We start from the raw sequence: 19,855 nt of genomic DNA on the forward strand, positions 1-19,855 counted from the left end.
AATTAAAACAACTCTTCCTCTGTTTTTGTATCTTCTTCAAAAATGTCAGTAGGCTGCGACAGTACATACTTTGTTGGCGCAGTGCCTTTTTCAAAATATTCAAAACGACTAGTGTAATCGTTTTTATGGCTCAGTAAGCCAGTTTTTAAATCAATACGAATAGAAACTAGCCCCTCAGGTGGTTCTATTGGTGCCTCAGGCTTGCCCTCAAGTGCTACTTTCATAAAATCAACCCATGCAGGTTGCGCTGTTTTAGCACCTGACTCAGCTCCTGAAATTTGGCCGCTGTCTAGGTTGTTGTTGTATGTTGAGCGTCCTAATGAATTACCCGGGTTATCAAAACCAACCCACACTGAGGTGACTACATTTCGATTAAAGCCACTAAACCAGGTATCAACAGAGTCGTTAGTAGTACCTGTTTTACCAGATAGATCGCGGCGGTTTAATGCCTGAGCACGCCAACCTGTACCACTCCAGCCCGTTTTATGGGTCCAGCTACCACCACCCCACACAGCACTGTGCATTGCATCAGCAATTAAAAATGCATTTTGCTTAGAGATAACACGTGGCGCACATTGCAAAGCGGGCGCAGATTCAATATCTACATCACTTTGCGAGCTGTTATCTGCATAGCTGTTTGAAGGTGTAACGTTTAAGGCATCTGCTTCATCGCAGGCAAGGGCAGGGTTTGCTTTAAATAGTACATTGCCATACGCATCTTGAATCTCAGAAATAAAGTAAGGTTCAATTAAGTGGCCTCCATTTGCAAACGAGCTCATGCCGCGGGCAAGCTCTAGTGGCGTAATAGATGCGCTACCTAGAGCTAGAGATTCACTGCGATTTATATCAGCGTCTTTAAAGCCAAATTTTAGTAGATGATCAGCTGTGCGCTGCAAGCCTACACCTCGTAATAAGCGAACTGAAATTACGTTTTTAGATTGCGCTAGGGCACGACGAATTCTAATTGGACCGTTGTAAACAGCTGGGCTGTTTTTTGGACGCCAAGCGACACCTAGGCTTTTATCCCACTGGTTTATTGGCGCATCGTTTAAAATAGAAGCTAACGTATAACCGCGCTCAAGAGCTGCAGAGTATATAAATGGCTTAATATTTGAGCCCACTTGGCGCTTAGCTTGTACTGCTCGATTATATTGGCTTTGCTCAAAGCTATAGCCGCCAACAATGGCTTTTATGCGGCCATCTTGTGGATCAAGTGAAACAAGTGCACTTGCAGCTTCAGGTATTTGGCTTAATAAGTATGAATCGTCTTTATTTTTGCGCACCCATACTTGCATGCCAGGGGTTAAAATATCGGTAGCGGATTTTGGCGCAAAGCTTTGGCGATAACGCGTAATATATTTGCGAGCCCACTTTAAATTATCCCAATCAAGGGTCGTCAGCTGACCATTTTTTAAAATAACTTCAGCAGTTTTATCATCAACCTTTAAAACTACCGCAGCGTTTAAATCGCCAAGCTCTTTAACTGGTTTGAGTTTTTCTATTATTTGCTGCTGTGTTAGAGCTGGTTGAGTTTCTGGGTCCCATAAAACGTCAACAGGGCCCCTAAAACCATGGCGCATATCGTAATTGTGTAGATTATTAACTAAGGCCGTTTGTGCTGCTTTTTGAACTTTTGACTCAACCGAAGTAAATATTTTAAACCCTGAGTTATAAGCTTTATCTACACCATAGCGTGCGACCATTTCAGCGCGAACCATTTCAGATATGTATGGTGCATATAAATCTATTTCAGCACCATGAAAATAAGCAGTAATAGGCTGGCTTGACGCTTCGTCGTATTGGCTTTGCGTTATATAGTTCTCAGTTAGCAAGCGACCTAATACAACATTACGGCGTGCTTTAGCACGAACAGGGTTTCTTATTGGGTTAAGTGCAGAAGGGGCTTTAGGTAAACCTGCAATCATAGCCATTTGTGCAAGGGTTAGGTCTTTTAGCTCTTTACCGTAATAAACCTGTGCGGCGGCGCCGATACCAAATGCGCGGTTACCTAGTTCTATTTTATTAAGATAAAGCTCTAGTATTTCGTCTTTGGTTAATACATTTTCGATATGCAGGGCGATAAATATTTCTTTAACTTTTCGAATATATGCTTTTTCGCGAGTTAAGAAAAAGTTACGAGCTAGCTGCATGGTAATAGTACTGGCACCTTGCTTTTTTTCACCTGTTGAAATTAATACAATAGCAGATCGCACAATACCAATTGGGTCTATACCTATGTGGTCATAAAAGCGGTTATCTTCTGTTGCTAAAAAAGCATCAATTAGAGTTTGTGGTATTTCGTCTATAGTTGCTGGAATGCGTCGCTTTTCGCCAAATTGGTTAATTAAAAGTCCATCTTTAGTGAACACTTGCATAGGAGTTTGTAATTGCACGTCTTTTAAAACTTGCACACTTGGGATATCAGGTTTAACGTAATAATAAAGGCTGATTAATGTTATCAGACCAATTAACGTGCAAATGATAAAAAATTGTAATGTTCGTTTTAATAAAATCACTTATATTTCCCTAAATGGACTCCCAATTGCGAGTTTAGACTGCTAGTATATATTGATTAAAAAATGAATAATATTTTTTACTATAAAAATTATAACTTGTTTATTATTAAAACAAAGGCCAAGTTGCAAACATGCTAAGTCAACTATTTCAAAAGCCATCTTCTGCGATGGTAGGAATCGATATTGGATCGCACTCTATCAAAGCAGTGCTTTTAAGTGAAATTGAAACGGGATTTCGACTAGAAGCACTTGCAATTGAGCCTATGCCAAAAGGCGCTATGAGCGAGCGCTCAATCCAAGATATTGAAGCGATTGGTAACATAATTACAAAATTAAAAAGAAGGTTACCAAAATCGTTAAAATCGGCAGCCGTTGCTGTATCGGGCCAAACCGTTATTACTAAAGTTATTTTTATGGATGTTTCATTAAGTGACGCTGAATTAGAGTCACAAATAGAAATAGAAGCCGACAGCCTTATCCCGTATCCCCTTGATGAAGTCAGCCTAGATTTTGAAAAACTTTCAACTAATGAAGCCGACCCTAGCAAAATGAACGTGTTACTTTCTGCTGCTCGAACAGAAAGCGTTGAAGCGCGCGTTGGTGCATTAGAAGCTGCCAATTTAAACGCGAAGGTAGTAGACGTTGAAAGTTATGCCTTAAGCAGAGCGATGGATGTTTACTATCAACAATTACCCAGTGATGCGTTTAACAAATGTGTGGCTGTGGTAGATATTGGCGCTGTATTAACGCTAGTAAGTGTGGTGCAGGCGGGTGAAACGATATATACCCGTGACCAAGTGTTTGGAGGCGATCAGTACACTAACAGTATTGTATCGTACTATAATAAAGGCTTTGATGAGGCCGAAATAGGCAAAACAACAGGTGACCTGCCACCCAACTACACCTTTGAAGTTTTAGCTCCTTTTCAAACGTCATTACTGCAACAAGTGCGCCGTGCGGTACAAATGTTTTTGACCACAACGGGTAAAGACCAAGTGGATTATATAGTGCTAACAGGTGGGACTTCGATGATCGACGGGCTCGATCGTTTATTAATAGAAGAGCTGGGTATACATGCTGTTGTAGCTGAACCATTTGCAAATATGGAAATTTCACCAAAAGTAGATAGAAATATAATGCAGCGAAATAGAACACAGTTTGCAATTGCTACTGGTTTGGCATTAAGGAGCTTTTCATCATGCCACATATAAATCTACTGCCTTGGCGCGAGCTGCAACGTGAAGAGTCTAAAAAGAAATTCATCACAATTTTAGTTGCAGTGGTTATTTGTTGCTTTGCAATAATGTACTTACTCAGTTCATTTTATGCAGGCTTAAAAGTTGGTCAAAATTTAAAGAACAACTATCTCAGCTCAGAAATAAGCATGCTTGATAAAAAAATCAGTGATATAAGAGATTTAGATAAAAGAAAAGAAAATTTACAACAACGGATGCATTTGATTGAAGAGCTACAAAGCAGCCGTAATTTGGGCACTCAAATTATGGATGAGGTTGCTAAAATTGTTCCACAAGGCGTTTTCCTAACTAAGTTAGAACGTCGAGGTAGTCAGATTCATGTACTAGGACGCAGTGAATCAAATAATCGTTTATCAACTATGTTACGTCAGGTACAAAACTCTTATTTACTAGAAAGACCCACCATGCAAGGTATTGTTGCAGGGGATCAAGCATCACGGTTACTCAGTGATTTTAATATGGAATTTTACGTAAAACCATTTGATGAAATTGGTGAGGTAAGTTATGAGCCTTGATTTTAAAGCTTTTAATGAAATAGATTGGAATGAAATTGAGTTAGATAATATTGGTGATTGGCCCGTAGCAGTAAAGCTAATTTGTTGTGCTTTTATTGCAGGCTTAGTACTGTTTTTTAGTTACAGCTTATTAGTTTCTGACGAAATAGACAATTACCACAGTGCAGTTGCTAAAGAAGTGGAACTTCGTACAACTTACAGAACCAAGTATGCAGTTGCGAGCAAGTTAGATATTTATCGCCAACAAATGGTGGAAATGGAAGACAAGTTTTCTCAGTTATTAAAGCGCTTACCTACCTCTAACGAAACCCCTGGGCTACTTGACGACTTATCTTATGTTGGTACTACAAGTGGCTTAACCTTTTTAAAAATTGGTTGGTTGCCAGAGGTAGAAAAAGAGTTTTATACAGAGCTTCCCATTAAAATAGAAGTAATTGGTACGTACCATGAGTTTGGGGAATTTGTCGGAAAAGTAGCCCAATTACCACGAATTGTAAGTTTACACGACTTTTCGATTGTATCATCTGGCGAAAAGCAACTAACATTCAGTGTAGTAGCAAAAACATATCGTTATGAAGAAGGGGTTAAAAAGTGAGATTAGTCCCTTTGTTTTCATTAGCAGTTCTGTTTTTGGCTGGGTGTAATGATGATACATCTGAGCAAAAAGAGTTTATTGACCAAGTTAAAGCAAGTACAACAGCAAAAGTGGATGAGATTCCTGAACTTACTAAGTTTGAATATTTTGAATATGATGCGGCTCAATTACGAAGCCCGTTTGTTGCACCGCAACCTGAAATTATTCAAAACAAACTGACACAAATTAAAAACTGCTTGCACCCAGACCCCGACAGAGTAAGACAGCCATTAGAGAAGTACCCGTTAGACAATCTGGCTATGAAAGGGACTATTGGCTCAAATGGTCAAACGTGGGCACTTATTACCGCAGCTGATGAAACGTTACACCGAGTAACGGTAAATAACTACTTAGGTACGTATGATGGCAAGGTTAAAACGGTAAGTAGTGATTTTGTTGAACTAGTAGAATTAATCCCTGATGGGTCTGGTTGTTGGAAAGAGCGGCTGACTAAATTAGAAATGTTAGAGGCGGCAAGCAATGGCGCAAATTAATAATAAAAAAGGTAAATCAAACATGCATAAGGATGTACTTTGGCATCATCGAATTCAATCGGTGTTATTTGTCATGTTGGCTCTTTTTGTTGTAAAAACAGCGACTGCCGCGCCATTACTTTATGATGTACGTTATAACCCTTTACTCAAAGGTGAAACCGAGTTACAGCTAGTTTTTGACGAAGAGCTAACTATACAACCAACAATTCAAGTTCATAATACGCCAGCGCGTATTGAAATGCTTTTTGATGGTGTTGAGTTAGACCAAGGCCTTGAAAATGTACCAGTAGATCACGCCGGTATTACTAGCGTAAGCAGTGTGGTTACCGATCAAGGTCTAAAAGTTACAGTAAATTTAGAGCGTCTAAAAATTTACGAAACACAAGTAAATAATAACCTTGTGTCGCTGCGTGTTTCTGACAACCCGCTTGTTGAGCAAGCAGGTGATGAAGTAAATGATGGCTACGAGACCTCAAGTGCCTACATTAACCGTATTCAATCTATTGATTTTCGCCGTGGAGAAAAAGGTGAAGCAAAGGTACTCGTATTTTTGCAAGATACACAGGCGGCAATAGAGGTTCATGAAAGCGGCGGTAAGATTATTGCTGAATTTCATCATACTGATATTTTAGATGACTTACTTTATGAATTGGACGTACTGGATTTTGGTACCGTTGTAAGTACCATAGAAACGTTCAAAGAAGACAATTTGAGCCGAGTAGTTATTGAGCCAAATTCAGCTTTTACTTTTACTTACCAGCAGATTGATAGCATTTTAACGCTAACAATTGAAAAAGATGAAACGCAAACAGCGTATCTTGATGGCGGTAAAGAGTATCAAGGTCGCCCAATGACGTTAAACTTTCAAGATATTTCGGTGCGTGCAGTACTGCAAATTATAGCTGGGTATAACGAATTTAACTTAGTAACGAGCGACTCAGTGACCGGTAATATAACACTACGTTTAGATGGCGTACCGTGGGATCAGGCACTTGATGTAGTACTGCGTATTAAAGGGTTAGATAAGCGCATGGACGGCTCTATATTAATGGTTGCTCCAGCGGAAGAACTTGCAGCTCGTGAAGCTAAGGATTTATTAGCTAAGCAAAAAGTAGAAGATTTAGAGCCGCTTTACAGTGAGTATATTCGTTTAAATTACGCAAAAGCAGAGAGCTTTGCAGATTTACTAAAAACAGACACAAACAGTATTATTTCTGCCCGTGGCAGCGTATCAGTTGACCAACGTACAAATACGTTGCTAATAAAAGATACCGCTAAAAGCATTGAAAGCATTCGCCGTATGATTGAAACCCTTGATATACCGGTTCAGCAAGTAGTTATTGAATCTCGCATGGTAACCGTAACAGATAACGTAACAGAGGACTTAGGTGTACGTTGGGGGTTTAGCGATCAGCAAGATAGTGATGGCATTTCTGGTTCATTAGAAGGCGCAGAATCTATTTCAAACGGCACTGTTCCTGATTTATCTGATCGTTTAAATGTTAACTTACCTATTACCAACCCAGCGGCGAGCATTGGTTTACATATAGCCAAGTTAGCTAATGGGACATTAATAGATTTAGAGCTAAGCGCACTTGAAGCTGAAAACAAAGGCGAAATTATTGCCAGCCCGCGTATTACCGCTGCCAATCAGCAAAAGGCACGAATTGAGCAAGGTACTGAAATACCTTACACCGAATCAGCCTCAAGCGGCGCGACAACGGTAAGCTTTAAAAAAGCTGTGTTAAGCCTTGAAGTGACTCCGCATATAACACCAGATAACAAAGTAATTTTAGATTTGGTAATCACACAAGATACTCGTGGCGAAACGGTACAAACAGGAACTGGTGAAGCCGTTTCAATTGATACACAGCAAATAGAAACACAAGTGCTTGTAGAGAACGGCCAAACTGTAGTACTTGGTGGTATTTTCCAGCAGCAAATTATAAATACGACCAATAAAGTACCTGTGTTAGGTGATATTCCTTATGTTGGACGCTTATTTAAAAACACCAGTGAGTTTAACGAGAAGCGTGAATTGCTAATTTTCGTGACACCGAAAATACAAATAGACTAAAATTTAGTGGTTTTATGTTAACCAACGAGCCTTTATTGATAATAATTGCTCGTTATGTGGCTTTTTATTGTAATAGACTTGAAATACCCGGCCAATTACTGAGATAATCCCCTCCTTAATTTTGGGGCCAGGTCGTTAGGCGGGGTTTTATTTCAAATTTTAGAGTTCGTTTGTACTAAAAGATATGGCTGAGAAACGTAATATATTTCTAGTTGGCCCCATGGGGGCTGGCAAAAGCACGATTGGTCGTCACATCGCTGACCAATTACACCTTGAATTTGTCGATTCTGATCAAGAAATCGAACGCCGTACCGGTGCAGATATTGCCTGGGTGTTTGATCTTGAAGGTGAAGAAGGCTTTAGACTTCGTGAAGAATCTGTTATTGGCGACTTAACCGAAATGCAAGGTATTGTACTTGCAACCGGTGGTGGTTCAGTAATGAGTAAAGAAGTTCGAAACAAGCTTTCTGCTCGCGGTATCGTTGTATACCTAGAGACACCTATAGAAAAGCAAGTTGCACGCACGCAACGCGATAAGCGTCGCCCATTACTGCAAACTGAAGAAGCACCTCGTAATGTACTAGAGCGCTTAGCAGAAGAACGCGAGCCACTATACAAAGAAGTTGCCGATTTTGTTGTACGCACCGATGAGCAAAGCGCTAAAGTTGTTGCTAACCAAATCATCGAGAAATTAGATTTTTAAAAACCAATAATAAAGGAAATAACAAAGCATGCTTGAATTAACTGTTAATTTGGACGAGCGAAGTTATCCTATTTTTATTGGTCAATCTGCACTTCAAGATAATGGCCGCCTAATTCACCATATTGGTGATTGTCGGCCTATCATCATTACTAACGACACCGTAGCGCCTTTATATTTACAAGGTTTGCTTGATTCGTTGGCTGAACTGAATCCTCTTTCTTTTATCATTCCTGACGGTGAACAATATAAATCACTTGATTGGTTTGAAAAAATATCTGCGTTTTTATTGCAAAATAATTGCGGCCGAGACACCTGCTTAATTGCATTAGGTGGCGGCGTTATTGGCGATTTAACCGGCTTTGTTGCTGCGTGTTATCAACGTGGTGTGCCGTTTATTCAAATACCTACCACGGTATTGTCGCAAGTAGACTCGTCAGTAGGCGGTAAAACAGCAGTAAATCATCCACTAGGTAAAAATATGATTGGGGCTTTTTATCAGCCACAAGCTGTTTTTATTGATACTAATACACTGCACACTTTACCTATGCGAGAATTTGCAGCAGGCATGGCAGAAGTTATTAAGTATGGATTGATTTATGATACCGAGCTATTTGCTTACATTGAGCAAAACGTAGAAAAACTGCAGCAATTAGATGAAGCGAGCTTACAGCATATTATTTATAGATGTTGTGAAATTAAAGCGCTGATAGTTGCACAAGATGAAAAAGAAAATGGATTACGCGCACTACTTAATTTAGGGCATACTTTTGCGCATGCTATTGAAGCGCAAATGGGTTACGGCGTATGGCTACACGGTGAAGCGGTAGCGACCGGTATGGTATTAGCTGCTAAGTTAGCACATACTCGTGGTGACTTATCGCAAAGTGAAGTACAGCGAATTGTAGCACTACTTGAGCTGTATAATCTACCTACTGAAATCCCTAATGAAATGACTTCTGATCAGTTTTTAATGCACATGCGTAAAGACAAGAAGAATAAAAAGGGCACGATTCGCTTTATTTTGCCTACTCAATTTGGTCAATGTGCATTAGTGGGTGATGTGTCAGACGACCAAGTTAGAGCGTTAATCGAGCAATAATGCAGGCGCAAACTTTACCAAGCCGCGCGGCATTGGTGGATAGGATAGCTCTGCAATTTGAATACGGGCAAAACTTAATTGTTTTACTGGGCACCTCAGGCCTTGGTAAAAGTTATATGCTCGAAACCTTCATTACCGATAAATACAACAGCTTTAACAAAGCATTTGTGCAAGTTAGTGCCAACGTTAACGACGTATCGCTAATGAGCGATATTTTAGAGCAAAGCTTTAACTCCCCACTCATAGACCATAACTTAACACTAAGCGAAAACTTTTATCAGCTTTTACAGCAGCAACCCTGTGACGCGTGTTTATGGGTGCTAGACAGTGCTAGGCACTTGTCAGAAGAAATACTTCATGAGCTTGAGCTACTGGCTAAAAATAGCCCTGTAACGCTTTATATAATGCTAGCCTCCCAATCAAAACTGCCCATAAATAATGCGGTTGAAATTTACTTAGAGCCTTTATCTACCCGCGAATCAAAGCAGTTAATGAGCTGGTATTTTCCTGATTTACCGTATGACGAAGACCCTGTATTTACTGCGTTTTTAAATGAAGCAAAAGGGAATCCAAGTTTGTTATTAGCTTGGCAACCTAATGAACATGTTGCTGATGTGGTAAAAAAAGACAAGGTATCGTGGCGAGTACATTTAATCTCATTATTGATTATTATTATGCTGCTAATTATTGGCATGCTTTACAAAAGTGATATGACTCAGTGGTGGCAAGCGTATTATCAGCAAGAGCAAAACCAAGCTGTTAACACTGCGATACCAACCTCTAAAATTATTGCTAAAAACACTGATAATATAAAGCCAAGCCAAAATAACGCAACTAATGACGCCTCATCTGAGCTTCAAAAAAGCAGTGAGGATGTGAATGAACCTACAGTTCACAAAAATGATGTACCAGCAATTATGCAAAGCCTGACCACTGATAAGCAAGTTCGCTCTGAAGTTGAGCAAAGTGCAGTTGATAATAAAGTAGCGTCAAATAACGAAAGTAAACCAGTACCTACTATCACTGAGAACCCTACAAAAGAGGTTGAATCGCCTGATAAGCTAAGCGGAAACGCTTGGTATTTGGCACAGCCAAGTACTAACACTACTGTGCAGTTACTCGCTGTAATAAAATCGCAAATCAGTTCAGAGTTTATCGCTCAACATGGCTTAAGTGAAAGCGCACATGTATATCAAACTAAGCGAAATAATAAATTGTGGTGGGTGGTAACATCGGGTAGCTATGCAAAACTTGCAGATGCTAAAAAAGCGCTTACAGCCTTGCCAAGCGCCGTTAGAAAAAACAAACCTTTTTATAAAAAAATCAGCAAAATAAAGCAAGAAATTGCATTACTTGATCAGTAAACTGATTCACTTTAGTGTAAAATCGCGCTACAGCAGATTGAAGTTAAGAACCAATGCAGCAAAAGAGTAGAGCCTTCCTTAAATGGGCTGGCGGTAAATACAGCCTAGTTGAAGACATAAATGCGCGATTAACCAAGGCCAGCAGGCATGCTGACACCCTGGTAGAACCTTTTGTTGGCGCAGGTTCGGTATTCTTAAATAGTAATTTTAAGCACTATTTATTGAATGACATAAATGCTGATTTAATTAACTTATACAAAGAGTTAAAGCGCTCGCCTGATGAGTTTATCAGCGATGCTAAAAAGCTATTTGTAGATTTAAATAATCACTCTGACGCCTACTACGAATACCGTGTTCAGTTTAACCAAAGTAGCGATGTATATGAGCGCGCCATGCTTTTTTTATACATGAACCGCCACGGTTATAATGGGCTGTGTAGGTATAACTTAAAAGGTATTTTTAATGTACCTTTTGGTAAATATAAAAAGCCTTACTTTCCTGAAAAAGAAATGTACTTTTTTGCAGAAAAAGCCCAAAACGCTACTTTTACCTGCTTAGGTTACGACGACGTTTTTAAGCTAGTACCCAGTAACTCTGTTATTTACTGCGATCCACCTTATGTGCCATTAAGTAAAACGGCTTCGTTTACCTCGTACGCTAAAGGAGGGTTTAATTTAGACGATCAGGCTAACTTAGCTAATTTGGCAGAACAGGCCGCATTTGAAAATAATACTCCTGTGCTTATTTCGAATCACGATACGGTTTGGACGCGTAAAATTTATAGCCAAGCATCGCTTGATAAAATTCAAGTAAAGCGGACTATTAGCCCTAAAGGCGGATCACGAAATAAAGTAGATGAGTTAATGGCTATGTATTTAGCACCATCGCTACAACAGCGTAAATTGCCACCACAAATATAATAAATAGCGCCACAGCTATTAAAATAACTAAAAGTGGAGATCGCTGTTTAAAGTCAGATTGACGTTTTTGCTCTGATTGAACACCAAAAAATGCTGCTAGCACACTTTGCAACGCGCTAATAAAGTGCAGCATTATTTAAAATAAAGGTGTTAACGAAGGAGGGTTTTTAGACTCATCAGAACTAGTTAATAGCTCTAATAAATCAAGGTAATGAAACTGCGCACTTCGGCTATCGCCCGTTAACCACGAAAACCAAGAAGAGTCTTCTTCAACTTTTGCACACGCTATAGCATTTTGTGTATTAACGCTTGTTACCTGATGCTGACAATTACTAACTAAGCTTAAATCTTGCTCAGAACTCGGCGCAAAACTAAATGCCCCAATAATTAATAATGCCACCGCAATTAAGATCCATGTTTTAAATGCACGCATAATATTAGCCTAAAAATTAGTTACTCCTTTAATAATAACAAAAGCTGTATAAATAACAAACTAATATTTACCTATAATAGCTAAAACCCTTTATTAATAAATACTTATATTATCAACACAGAGTTAAAAATGATGTGCCATTTACTTTGTATTACTTGGGAAACGTCAGCAATTACGTTACATTAGAGCCATACTTAACTGATTGACGGATTACTATGTTAAACCCTGAACAAAAATATTTAATAGCGCCTTCAATTTTGTCAGCTGATTTTGCAAAACTAGGTGAGGACGTAGATAAAGTGCTCGCTGCAGGTGCTGATGTAGTGCATTTTGATGTAATGGACAATCACTATGTACCTAACCTCACCATAGGCCCTATGGTGTGTAAAGCGCTTAGAGATTACGGCATTACAGCACCAATAGACGTACATTTAATGGTTAAACCTGTAGATAGTATTATTCCGCAGTTTGCAGAGGCGGGGGCTTCTATTATTACTTTTCACCCCGAGGCCAGCGAGCATATAGACCGTACAATACAGTTAATAAAAGATCACGGTTGTAAGGCCGGTTTAGTATTTAATCCTGCCACTAGCCTTAGCTACCTCGATCATGTCATCGATAAACTAGATACTATTTTACTTATGTCAGTAAACCCGGGCTTTGGCGGGCAAAGTTTTATACCACACACGCTTGAAAAGCTTGCGCAAGCTAAACAGCGTATTGTTGAATCGGGCCGCGATATTCGTTTAGAGGTCGACGGTGGCATTAAAGTCGATAATATAGCTGCAGCGGCACAAGCAGGAGCAGATATGTTTGTAGCAGGTTCTGCAATTTTTAATCAGCCTGATTACAAAGTGGTTATTGATCAAATGCGTGAGCAGTTAGGAAACGTAAAGTAATGAAATATGATGTAGCTTTGTTCGACCTTGACGGCACACTCGTTGACAGCGTTTACGATTTATACCTAGCAGTAAACTTAACCTTGAGCGATTTAGCGTTTCCTATTGTAAGCCAAAGCTTGGTTGAAAGCTGGATAGGCAACGGTATTGAAACCTTAGTGAAGCGTGCGCTCAGCGGCGATATGCAAATTAGCGAGCATTTAGACGAAACGCTTAGTGCAAAAGCCATTGCTTTGTTTTACCAACATTATGGGCAGCTAGTGGGCGAGTATAGTGTGTTATACCAACATGTAGAAACAGGACTCAGTGCTTTGCGCGGCATGCCAAAAGCACTCGTGACTAATAAAGCGCGCATATTTACCGAAATCCTACTTGATAAGCTTTCTCTTACGAGTCACTTTGAAGTGATAGTATGCGGCGACGATATGGCTAAAAAACCATCACCAGCGCCATTACTTTATGCGTGCAACCAGCTGAATGTGGAACCGAGTAAGGCTATTATGATTGGCGATTCAAAAAGCGATATATTAGCAGCACATGCCGCTAAAATAGATGTAATAGCGGTAGATTATGGTTACAACCAAGGTGAAAATTTAAGCGACTTTAATCCGCAGTACCTATGCGAGAATTTCTTAGATATAATACCCACACTTACACAGCGTTAAAATTTTTAATTAACTAAACACTAAAGGAAAATCATGAGTAAACCAGTAGTTTTAAGCGGCATTCAGCCAACCGGTGGTATGACAATAGGCAACTATGTTGGCGCTATTAACCAGTGGCTAAAGCTACAGGAAGACCACGAAAGTTTCTTTATGCTTGTTGATTTACATGCAATTACTGTTCGCCAAGAGCCTGAGCTTCTTCGCTCTCGCGTTTTAGACGGTATAGCTTTATATGCAGCTTGCGGAATCGACCCTGAAAAGTCTGCGCTTTTTGTACAATCACAAGTGCCTGAACACGCACAGTTAGCGTGGGTACTAAATTGTTACGCACAAATGGGCGAGCTTAACCGCATGACCCAGTTTAAAGATAAGTCATCTAAGCATGCTAACAATGTAAACGTCGGTTTATTTTCTTACCCAGTATTGCAAGCAGCCGATATTTTATTGTATCAAGCTGATCAAGTGCCAGTAGGGGACGATCAAAAGCAGCACTTAGAACTAACGCGTGACATAGCTACTCGCTTTAATAACTTGTACGGCGACGTATTTAAATTACCTGAGCCATATATTCCAGAATTTGGCGCACGCGTAATGAGTCTTCAAGATCCGCTTAAAAAGATGTCTAAGTCTGACGAAAACCCAAATGGTTACATCATGTTATTAGATGAACCTAAAAAGATAGAGAAAAAGCTTAAAAAAGCTGTAACCGATTCAGACGAACAAGCGCGTATTTACTTTGATCGTACAGAAAAACCAGGTGTTTCTAACTTACTTACTTTATTAAGCGTAGCCACTAAGCGCTCAATTGAAGATTTAGTGCCAGAGTTTGAAGGTAAAATGTACGGCCACCTGAAAAAAGACACTGCCGATGCGGTAGTAAATATGATTGAGCCAATCCAAGCACGTTTTAAAGAGATAAGAGAAGATCAAAACCTACTTGATAGCATCATGAAATCAGGTGCAGAAAAGGCCAGTGTACGTGCAGAGAAAACTCTTAAATCAGTTTACGATGCACTAGGGTTTATTCCTCGTACATAAGTTGTTTTATTAATATTTGTGAATAAAAAATGCCGCTATATTTAGCGGCATTTTTGTAACTTTTTAGAAGTACTTTTTATTAAGCTATATTAAAGCAATGGCTTTAGGTAATGCCCTGTGTGCGATCGTTCACATTCGGCAACTTCTTCAGGCGTTCCTGCAATGAGTATTTCGCCGCCGCCAGCGCCCCCTTCAGGGCCTAAATCAACCACCCAGTCTGCGGTTTTAACCACATCTAAGTTATGCTCAATGACCACGATGGTATTACCATGATCTCGCAGGCGATGTAATACAACAAGTAGCTGTTCAATATCGGCAAAGTGAAGGCCGGTTGTTGGCTCATCAAGTATATAAAGTGTTTTACCTGTGTCTCGTTTAGAAAGCTCACGAGCTAGTTTTACACGCTGAGCTTCACCACCAGAGAGAGTGGTAGCAGCTTGTCCTAAACGAATATAAGATAAACCTACATCCATTAGCGTTTTAAGCTTACGCGCAATTGCAGGTATTTTATCAAAGTAGTCGTGCGCATCTTCAACGGTCATTTCGAGTACTTGATGGATGTTTTTACCTTTGTATTGTACTTCTAAGGTTTCGCGGTTGTAGCGCGCGCCCTTACATACATCACATGGTACATATACATCAGGTAAAAAGTGCATTTCTACCTTAATTACGCCATCACCTTGGCAGGCTTCACAGCGCCCACCTTTAACGTTAAAGCTAAAGCGACCTACTTTGTACCCGCGAGAACGTGATTCTTGTGTTCCGGCAAATAACTCACGAATGCCCGTAAAAATACCGGTATAAGTTGCAGGATTTGAACGCGGTGTACGGCCAATTGGGCTTTGGTCAATATCAATTACTTTATCAAAATGATCAAGGCCACTAATTGATTTGTAAGGCGCGGCTTCTGCTGTGGTTGCGCCATTTAATTCAGTATGCGCAAGTTTAAATAATGTATCGTTAATGAGTGTTGATTTACCAGAGCCAGATACACCGGTAATACACGTCATTAGTCCAAACGGAATTTTTAAGTCTACGTTTTTAAGATTGTTCCCTGTTGCACCAAATAGCTCAAGCCATTTATCGCCGGTTGGGTTACGCTCTTTAGGTACTTCTATTTTGCGCACGCCTGATAAAAACTGACCAGTTACTGAGTCTTTTGTAGCTAAAATATCGTCACGTGTACCTTGTGCAATAATATGCCCGCCGTGTACACCAGCGCCTGGGCCAATATCAATAATATGATCGGCTGCGCGAATCGCATCTTCATCATGCTCAACCACAATCACGGTGTTACCTAAATCGCGTAAATGTACCAATGTTTGTAATAAACGGTCATTATCGCGCTGGTGTAAACCAATTGATGGCTCATCCAGTACGTACATTACACCTACAAGGCCCGCGCCAATTTGGCTGGCTAAACGAATACGCTGCGCTTCACCACCGGAGAGGGTATCGGCACTGCGCTCAAGTGATAAGTAATTAAGGCCTACATTAATTAAAAACGATAAACGGTCGCGAATTTCTTTTAGAATTTTTTCTGCTATTTGGGCTTTTTGACCGGTAAGTGATAACCCTTCAAAAAAGTCCATCGCTTCGCCAATACTCATAGTAGTAATAGCAGGCAGGTTTGTTTGACCTATAAATACGTGGCGTGCCTCTTGGCGTAAACGCGAGCCATGACAACTAGGGCACGCTTGGCTAGTTTGATATTTAGCGAGCTCTTCGCGCACCGAATTCGACTCAGTTTCACGATAGCGACGGTTTATGTTGTTTAACACACCCTCAAACTCGTGGTTGCGTGTTATTAAATCGCCTCTATCATTACGGTAATTAAAAGCAATTTTTGTTTGCCCTGAGCCCTCTAAAATAATTTTTTGAGATTCTTTAGCCAGCTTTTCAAACGGTACATCTAAATCAAATTTATAATGCTCGGCTACTGCTTGAAGCATTTGAAAATAATAAAAACTGCGCTTATCCCATCCTTTTATAGCACCACCTGCCAAGCTTAGCTCAGGGTTATGTACTACGCGGTTAGGATCAAAGTATTGGCGTACGCCTAAACCATCACAGCTTTGACATGCACCGGCAGGGTTATTAAACGAAAATAAACGTGGCTCTAATTCGGTCATTGCATAGCCACAGGTAGGGCAGGCAAAGTTGGCTGAAAACAGCATTTCTTCAATGCTGCTGTCGTCCATGTAGGCTACATTTGCCACACCGCCAGACATCTCAAGTGCGGTTTCAAATGACTCAGCTAAACGCTGCTGCTGGCCATCTTTTACTTTAAAGCGGTCAACAACCACTTCAATAGTATGTTTTTTGTGAAGTTCAAGCGTTGGCGGATCTGATAAGTCACATACTTCGCCGTCTATGCGGGCACGAATGTAACCTTGGCTTGCAAGCTGCTCAAGTAATTTTACGTGCTCACCTTTACGCTCTTTAACCACTGGGGCTAAAAGCATCAGCTTAGTGCCCTCTGGCAGTGCTAAAACGGTATCAACCATTTGGCTAACTGTTTGAGCTGCCAGCGGTAAGTCGTGAGTTGGGCATCGTGGTTCGCCCACGCGGGCAAACATTAAACGTAAGTAATCGTATATTTCGGTAATGGTACCTACTGTTGAGCGAGGATTGTGCGATGTTGATTTTTGCTCAATAGAAATGGCGGGAGAGAGGCCTTCAATATGATCAACGTCAGGCTTTTCCATTAACGATAAAAATTGCCTTGCGTAGGCAGAAAGTGACTCAACATAACGACGCTGCCCCTCTGCATATAAAGTATCAAATGCCAGTGATGACTTTCCCGAACCAGATAGGCCTGTGATAACAATTAATTTATCACGTGGGATGGTTAGGCTGATGTCTTTTAAATTGTGCGTGCGGGCGCCTCGGACTTCAATGTTTTCCATGCTATCTCGTTTATTACCAAAATTATTTGTCCAGTATCGCATAATACGAAACATTATTAATCAATGATCATCGAAAAAATCCTTACTTATAGGCGATTAATTATTGCCAAGCTTGTGGTAGAATCCCACCCTAAATTTTTCATATCGTAAGATTACGCAGATAATGACCGCATCTTCACTTAATTCACGAGAAAAGCGCGCCGCTGTATCGCTGGCGAGTGTGTTTGCATTTAGAATGCTCGGCTTGTTTATGCTGATGCCTGTATTGGCTATTTATGGCCAATCGCTTGATGGTTTTTCGCCTATGTGGATAGGTTTTGCAATTGGTGCTTATGGTTTAACCCAAGCTGTATTACAAATCCCTATGGGGCGTTTGTCAGATAAAATAGGCCGTAAAAAAGTAATTGTTGGTGGCTTAGTTGTGTTTGCGCTGGGCTCTGTTATTGCTGCACTTGCCGAATCTATTCAAATGGTTACTGTTGGGCGAGCGCTGCAAGGTATGGGCGCGATAGCGAGTGCATTACTTGCTTTTGCCAGCGACTTAAGCCGCGACGAACAACGCCCTAAAGTAATGGCTGTGATTGGTATGAGCATAGGCATGAGCTTTGCCTTTGCGATGTTATTAGGCCCGATTGTTGCTGCGTCGTGGGGTGTTTCAGGCGTTTTCTGGTTAACAGCAATACTGGCTATATTTGGTATTGGCATTATTTTGTTTTTAGTACCCAATGCCGTTAATAAGGCGCCCAAAGGCGATACCTTGGCAAGCTTTAGTGACATTAAAAAACTTATTAAACACCCAGAGTTATCGCGTTTAAATGCAGGTGTGTTACTGCTGCATTTAACGCTAACTACTATTTTTGTGGTACTACCGAGTCAGCTAATAAAAGATGGCTTAGTGGCAAACCACCACTGGTATTTATATATTCCGGTACTGCTTTTAGCGTTTATTTTAATGGTCCCAATTATGATTATTGCCATTAAAAAAGAAAAAGAAAAACAGGCGTTTATTGGCTCAGTAGCCCTGCTTTCTATTAGTATGTTTGCTATGTCTATTTGGGTAAATAGTGTGGTTGGTATTGCCATATGTATGCTGCTTTATTTTGTTGCATTTAATTTTTTAGAAGCCACTATGCCTGCGCTTGTATCGCGTATTGCGCCCGCTAGCCAGAAAGGTTCGGCGATGGGCGGGTATTCGTCTAGCCAGTTTCTAGGGGCTTTTTTAGGTGGTATTTTAGGTGGTTACGTAGCACAAACAACAAGTACGCAAGCTGTGTTTGCGGCAGCGGCACTTGTTGGGTTAATATGGCTTATTATTGCGTGGAAAATGCAAGTCCCACCGAAAAGTAAAGTTATTAGTTTAATGACCAATTTAAGTTCTGAAGAGCAAGCCCAAACACTTGCTTCTCAGCTAGTTGCTTTACCTGGCGTAATAGAAGCAACAGTAGTACGCGACGAAAGCCGCAGCTATTTAAAGATTAATGATAAAGAATTTGACCTAGACCAAGCACGTAAAGTAGCTGGTTTAATCTAACGTTTATAGGAGATGGTTCCATGGCACGCGGTGTGAACAAAGTAATTTTGGTTGGTAATTTAGGACAAGATCCTGAAGTTCGTTACATGCCTAATGGCAATGGTGTAGCAAATATTACCTTAGCAACGTCAGACAGCTATAAAGATAAAAACACTGGCCAAATGGTTGATAAAACTGAATGGCACCGTGTAGTATTTTTTGGCAAACTAGCTGAAATTGTTGGTGAATACTGCCGTAAAGGTTCACAAATTTATGTAGAAGGTAAACTTCAAACACGTAAATGGACTGACCAACAAGGCCAAGAAAAATACACAACTGAAATTGTTGTCGATGGCTTTACTGGGCAAATGCAAATGCTAGGCGCTCGCGGTGGCGATCAGCAAGGTGGTGGCTATCAAGGTAATCAAGGCGGCCAACAAGGTGGCGGTTACCAAAATAATCAGCAAGGTGGTGGCTATGGTCAAAACAACCAAGGTCAAAACAGCCAGCAAGGTGGATACGCACCACAACAACAAGCTGCGCCAGCACAGCGTCCAGCTGCTGCACCTGCTCCACAGCAAAACAACCAATACCAGCAATCAAATAATAGTGGCTTTGCTCCTGGGCAAAATAGCGCACCACAGCAGCAAGGTGGTTTTGCACCTAAGCCGCAAAATGCCCCACAAGGCGGCGCGTCAAACCCAATGGAACCAACAATCGATTTTGATGACGATATTCCTTTTTAGCACACAGTTAAACTAAGAGTGTAAGAATAGAGATCTAAGCATACCATAACCCAGTGTCATTACTGGGTTTTCTTTTT

General features: G+C 40.5%; 18 protein-coding genes. 14 read left to right on the forward strand and 4 right to left on the reverse strand.

The window, feature by feature from the left end; all coding sequences use genetic code 11:
• Positions 1-2 precede the first annotated feature (2 nt).
• Positions 3-2,516, reverse strand: a complete 2,514-nt coding sequence (locus PESP_RS01660) for a penicillin-binding protein 1A (RefSeq protein ID WP_089346484.1) — start codon at positions 2,514-2,516, stop codon at positions 3-5.
• 131 nt (positions 2,517-2,647) lie between these two features.
• On the opposite strand from PESP_RS01660, the gene PESP_RS01665 reads away from it, so the two are divergent.
• The 9 genes from PESP_RS01665 (at position 2,648) to PESP_RS01705 (ending at position 11,578) form a co-directional block, all read left to right on the forward strand.
• Positions 2,648-3,727, forward strand: a complete 1,080-nt coding sequence (locus PESP_RS01665) for a pilus assembly protein PilM (protein ID WP_089346485.1) — start codon at positions 2,648-2,650, stop codon at positions 3,725-3,727.
• The gene (locus PESP_RS01670; protein WP_089346486.1) at positions 3,715-4,287 is read left to right on the forward strand and encodes a PilN domain-containing protein; all 573 of its coding nucleotides are present in this window, start codon (positions 3,715-3,717) and stop codon (positions 4,285-4,287) included. Before PESP_RS01665 ends, PESP_RS01670 begins: the two co-directional genes overlap by 13 nt.
• Positions 4,277-4,882, forward strand: coding sequence for a type IV pilus inner membrane component PilO (locus PESP_RS01675; protein ID WP_089346487.1), 606 nt, complete (start codon positions 4,277-4,279; stop codon positions 4,880-4,882). The genes PESP_RS01670 and PESP_RS01675 overlap by 11 nt, the downstream gene beginning before the upstream one ends.
• On the forward strand, positions 4,879-5,415 hold the full coding sequence (locus tag PESP_RS01680) for a pilus assembly protein PilP (RefSeq protein ID WP_089346488.1): 537 nt from the start codon (positions 4,879-4,881) through the stop codon (positions 5,413-5,415). The genes PESP_RS01675 and PESP_RS01680 overlap by 4 nt, the downstream gene beginning before the upstream one ends.
• The gene (locus tag PESP_RS01685) at positions 5,402-7,492 is read left to right on the forward strand and encodes a type IV pilus secretin PilQ (protein WP_089346489.1); all 2,091 of its coding nucleotides are present in this window, start codon (positions 5,402-5,404) and stop codon (positions 7,490-7,492) included. Before PESP_RS01680 ends, PESP_RS01685 begins: the two co-directional genes overlap by 14 nt.
• A 184-nt stretch (positions 7,493-7,676) precedes the next feature.
• Entirely contained in the window at positions 7,677-8,195 is a 519-nt protein-coding gene (aroK, locus tag PESP_RS01690; RefSeq protein WP_004589350.1) for a shikimate kinase AroK, read from the forward strand.
• A gap of 28 nt (positions 8,196-8,223) precedes the next feature.
• Positions 8,224-9,294: a 3-dehydroquinate synthase gene (aroB, locus tag PESP_RS01695; RefSeq protein WP_089346490.1), complete on the forward strand. Its 1,071-nt coding sequence runs from the start codon at positions 8,224-8,226 to the stop codon at positions 9,292-9,294.
• On the forward strand, positions 9,294-10,658 hold the full coding sequence (locus PESP_RS01700) for an SPOR domain-containing protein (protein WP_089346491.1): 1,365 nt from the start codon (positions 9,294-9,296) through the stop codon (positions 10,656-10,658). The genes aroB and PESP_RS01700 overlap by 1 nt, the downstream gene beginning before the upstream one ends.
• 53 nt (positions 10,659-10,711) lie before the next feature.
• Positions 10,712-11,578 carry a Dam family site-specific DNA-(adenine-N6)-methyltransferase gene (locus PESP_RS01705; RefSeq protein ID WP_089346492.1) on the forward strand — a complete coding sequence of 289 codons (867 nt, stop codon included), beginning with the start codon at positions 10,712-10,714 and terminating at the stop codon, positions 11,576-11,578.
• On the opposite strand, the gene PESP_RS01710 is transcribed toward PESP_RS01705, so the two are convergent.
• Together PESP_RS01710 and PESP_RS01715 are read right to left on the reverse strand one after the other, a co-directional pair.
• Positions 11,526-11,711 (reverse strand): DUF2970 domain-containing protein, encoded by a 186-nt coding sequence (locus PESP_RS01710; RefSeq protein WP_089346493.1) that lies wholly within the window; start codon positions 11,709-11,711, stop codon positions 11,526-11,528. The genes PESP_RS01705 and PESP_RS01710 overlap by 53 nt on opposite strands.
• A 3-nt stretch (positions 11,712-11,714) precedes the next feature.
• Complete coding sequence (locus PESP_RS01715) at positions 11,715-12,011, reverse strand: hypothetical protein (RefSeq protein ID WP_089346494.1); 297 nt, start codon at positions 12,009-12,011, stop codon at positions 11,715-11,717.
• Between the two features lie 215 nt (positions 12,012-12,226).
• Here PESP_RS01715 and rpe point away from each other — a divergent pair, with 215 nt between their 5' ends.
• From rpe to trpS, 3 genes are read left to right on the forward strand one after another with little or no spacing between them, the layout of a single operon-like run.
• The gene (gene rpe / locus PESP_RS01720; RefSeq protein ID WP_089346495.1) at positions 12,227-12,910 is read left to right on the forward strand and encodes a ribulose-phosphate 3-epimerase; all 684 of its coding nucleotides are present in this window, start codon (positions 12,227-12,229) and stop codon (positions 12,908-12,910) included.
• Complete coding sequence (locus PESP_RS01725; RefSeq protein ID WP_089346496.1) at positions 12,910-13,575, forward strand: phosphoglycolate phosphatase; 666 nt, start codon at positions 12,910-12,912, stop codon at positions 13,573-13,575. The genes rpe and PESP_RS01725 overlap by 1 nt, the downstream gene beginning before the upstream one ends.
• Before the next feature lie 33 nt (positions 13,576-13,608).
• The gene (trpS, locus tag PESP_RS01730; protein ID WP_058547601.1) at positions 13,609-14,613 is read left to right on the forward strand and encodes a tryptophan--tRNA ligase; all 1,005 of its coding nucleotides are present in this window, start codon (positions 13,609-13,611) and stop codon (positions 14,611-14,613) included.
• Positions 14,614-14,702: 89 nt separating this feature from the next.
• Here trpS and uvrA read toward each other — a convergent pair whose 3' ends face one another.
• Positions 14,703-17,522, reverse strand: a complete 2,820-nt coding sequence (gene uvrA / locus PESP_RS01735) for an excinuclease ABC subunit UvrA (protein WP_089349072.1) — start codon at positions 17,520-17,522, stop codon at positions 14,703-14,705.
• Between the two features lie 163 nt (positions 17,523-17,685).
• On the opposite strand from uvrA, the gene PESP_RS01740 reads away from it, so the two are divergent.
• A complete protein-coding gene (locus PESP_RS01740; RefSeq protein ID WP_089346497.1) occupies positions 17,686-19,053 on the forward strand; it encodes an MFS transporter in 1,368 nt (455 codons plus the stop codon).
• 20 nt (positions 19,054-19,073) lie between these two features.
• A complete protein-coding gene (ssb, locus tag PESP_RS01745; RefSeq protein WP_089346498.1) occupies positions 19,074-19,778 on the forward strand; it encodes a single-stranded DNA-binding protein in 705 nt (234 codons plus the stop codon).
• Positions 19,779-19,855 lie beyond the last annotated feature (77 nt).

Origin of the sequence: Pseudoalteromonas espejiana DSM 9414, from assembly GCF_002221525.1 — a bacterium.
In the GTDB taxonomy this organism is placed as follows: domain Bacteria; phylum Pseudomonadota; class Gammaproteobacteria; order Enterobacterales; family Alteromonadaceae; genus Pseudoalteromonas; species Pseudoalteromonas espejiana.

What these genes read in the sequence shown, in the direction of transcription:
- PESP_RS01665 (WP_089346485.1), top strand. Translation starts at nt 2,648, where the DNA reads ATGCTAAGTCAACTATTTCAAAAGCCATCTTCTGCGATGGTAGGAATC.
- PESP_RS01670 (WP_089346486.1), top strand. Translation starts at nt 3,715, where the DNA reads ATGCCACATATAAATCTACTGCCTTGGCGCGAGCTGCAACGTGAAGAG.
- PESP_RS01675 (WP_089346487.1), top strand. Translation starts at nt 4,277, where the DNA reads ATGAGCCTTGATTTTAAAGCTTTTAATGAAATAGATTGGAATGAAATT.
- PESP_RS01685 (WP_089346489.1), top strand. Translation starts at nt 5,402, where the DNA reads ATGGCGCAAATTAATAATAAAAAAGGTAAATCAAACATGCATAAGGAT.
- aroK (WP_004589350.1), top strand. Translation starts at nt 7,677, where the DNA reads ATGGCTGAGAAACGTAATATATTTCTAGTTGGCCCCATGGGGGCTGGC.
- aroB (WP_089346490.1), top strand. Translation starts at nt 8,224, where the DNA reads ATGCTTGAATTAACTGTTAATTTGGACGAGCGAAGTTATCCTATTTTT.
- PESP_RS01700 (WP_089346491.1), top strand. Translation starts at nt 9,294, where the DNA reads ATGCAGGCGCAAACTTTACCAAGCCGCGCGGCATTGGTGGATAGGATA.
- PESP_RS01705 (WP_089346492.1), top strand. Translation starts at nt 10,712, where the DNA reads ATGCAGCAAAAGAGTAGAGCCTTCCTTAAATGGGCTGGCGGTAAATAC.
- PESP_RS01710 (WP_089346493.1), bottom strand. Translation starts at nt 11,711, where the DNA reads ATGCTGCACTTTATTAGCGCGTTGCAAAGTGTGCTAGCAGCATTTTTT.
- PESP_RS01715 (WP_089346494.1), bottom strand. Translation starts at nt 12,011, where the DNA reads ATGCGTGCATTTAAAACATGGATCTTAATTGCGGTGGCATTATTAATT.
- rpe (WP_089346495.1), top strand. Translation starts at nt 12,227, where the DNA reads ATGTTAAACCCTGAACAAAAATATTTAATAGCGCCTTCAATTTTGTCA.
- PESP_RS01725 (WP_089346496.1), top strand. Translation starts at nt 12,910, where the DNA reads ATGAAATATGATGTAGCTTTGTTCGACCTTGACGGCACACTCGTTGAC.
- trpS (WP_058547601.1), top strand. Translation starts at nt 13,609, where the DNA reads ATGAGTAAACCAGTAGTTTTAAGCGGCATTCAGCCAACCGGTGGTATG.
- uvrA (WP_089349072.1), bottom strand. Translation starts at nt 17,522, where the DNA reads ATGGAAAACATTGAAGTCCGAGGCGCCCGCACGCACAATTTAAAAGAC.
- PESP_RS01740 (WP_089346497.1), top strand. Translation starts at nt 17,686, where the DNA reads ATGACCGCATCTTCACTTAATTCACGAGAAAAGCGCGCCGCTGTATCG.
- ssb (WP_089346498.1), top strand. Translation starts at nt 19,074, where the DNA reads ATGGCACGCGGTGTGAACAAAGTAATTTTGGTTGGTAATTTAGGACAA.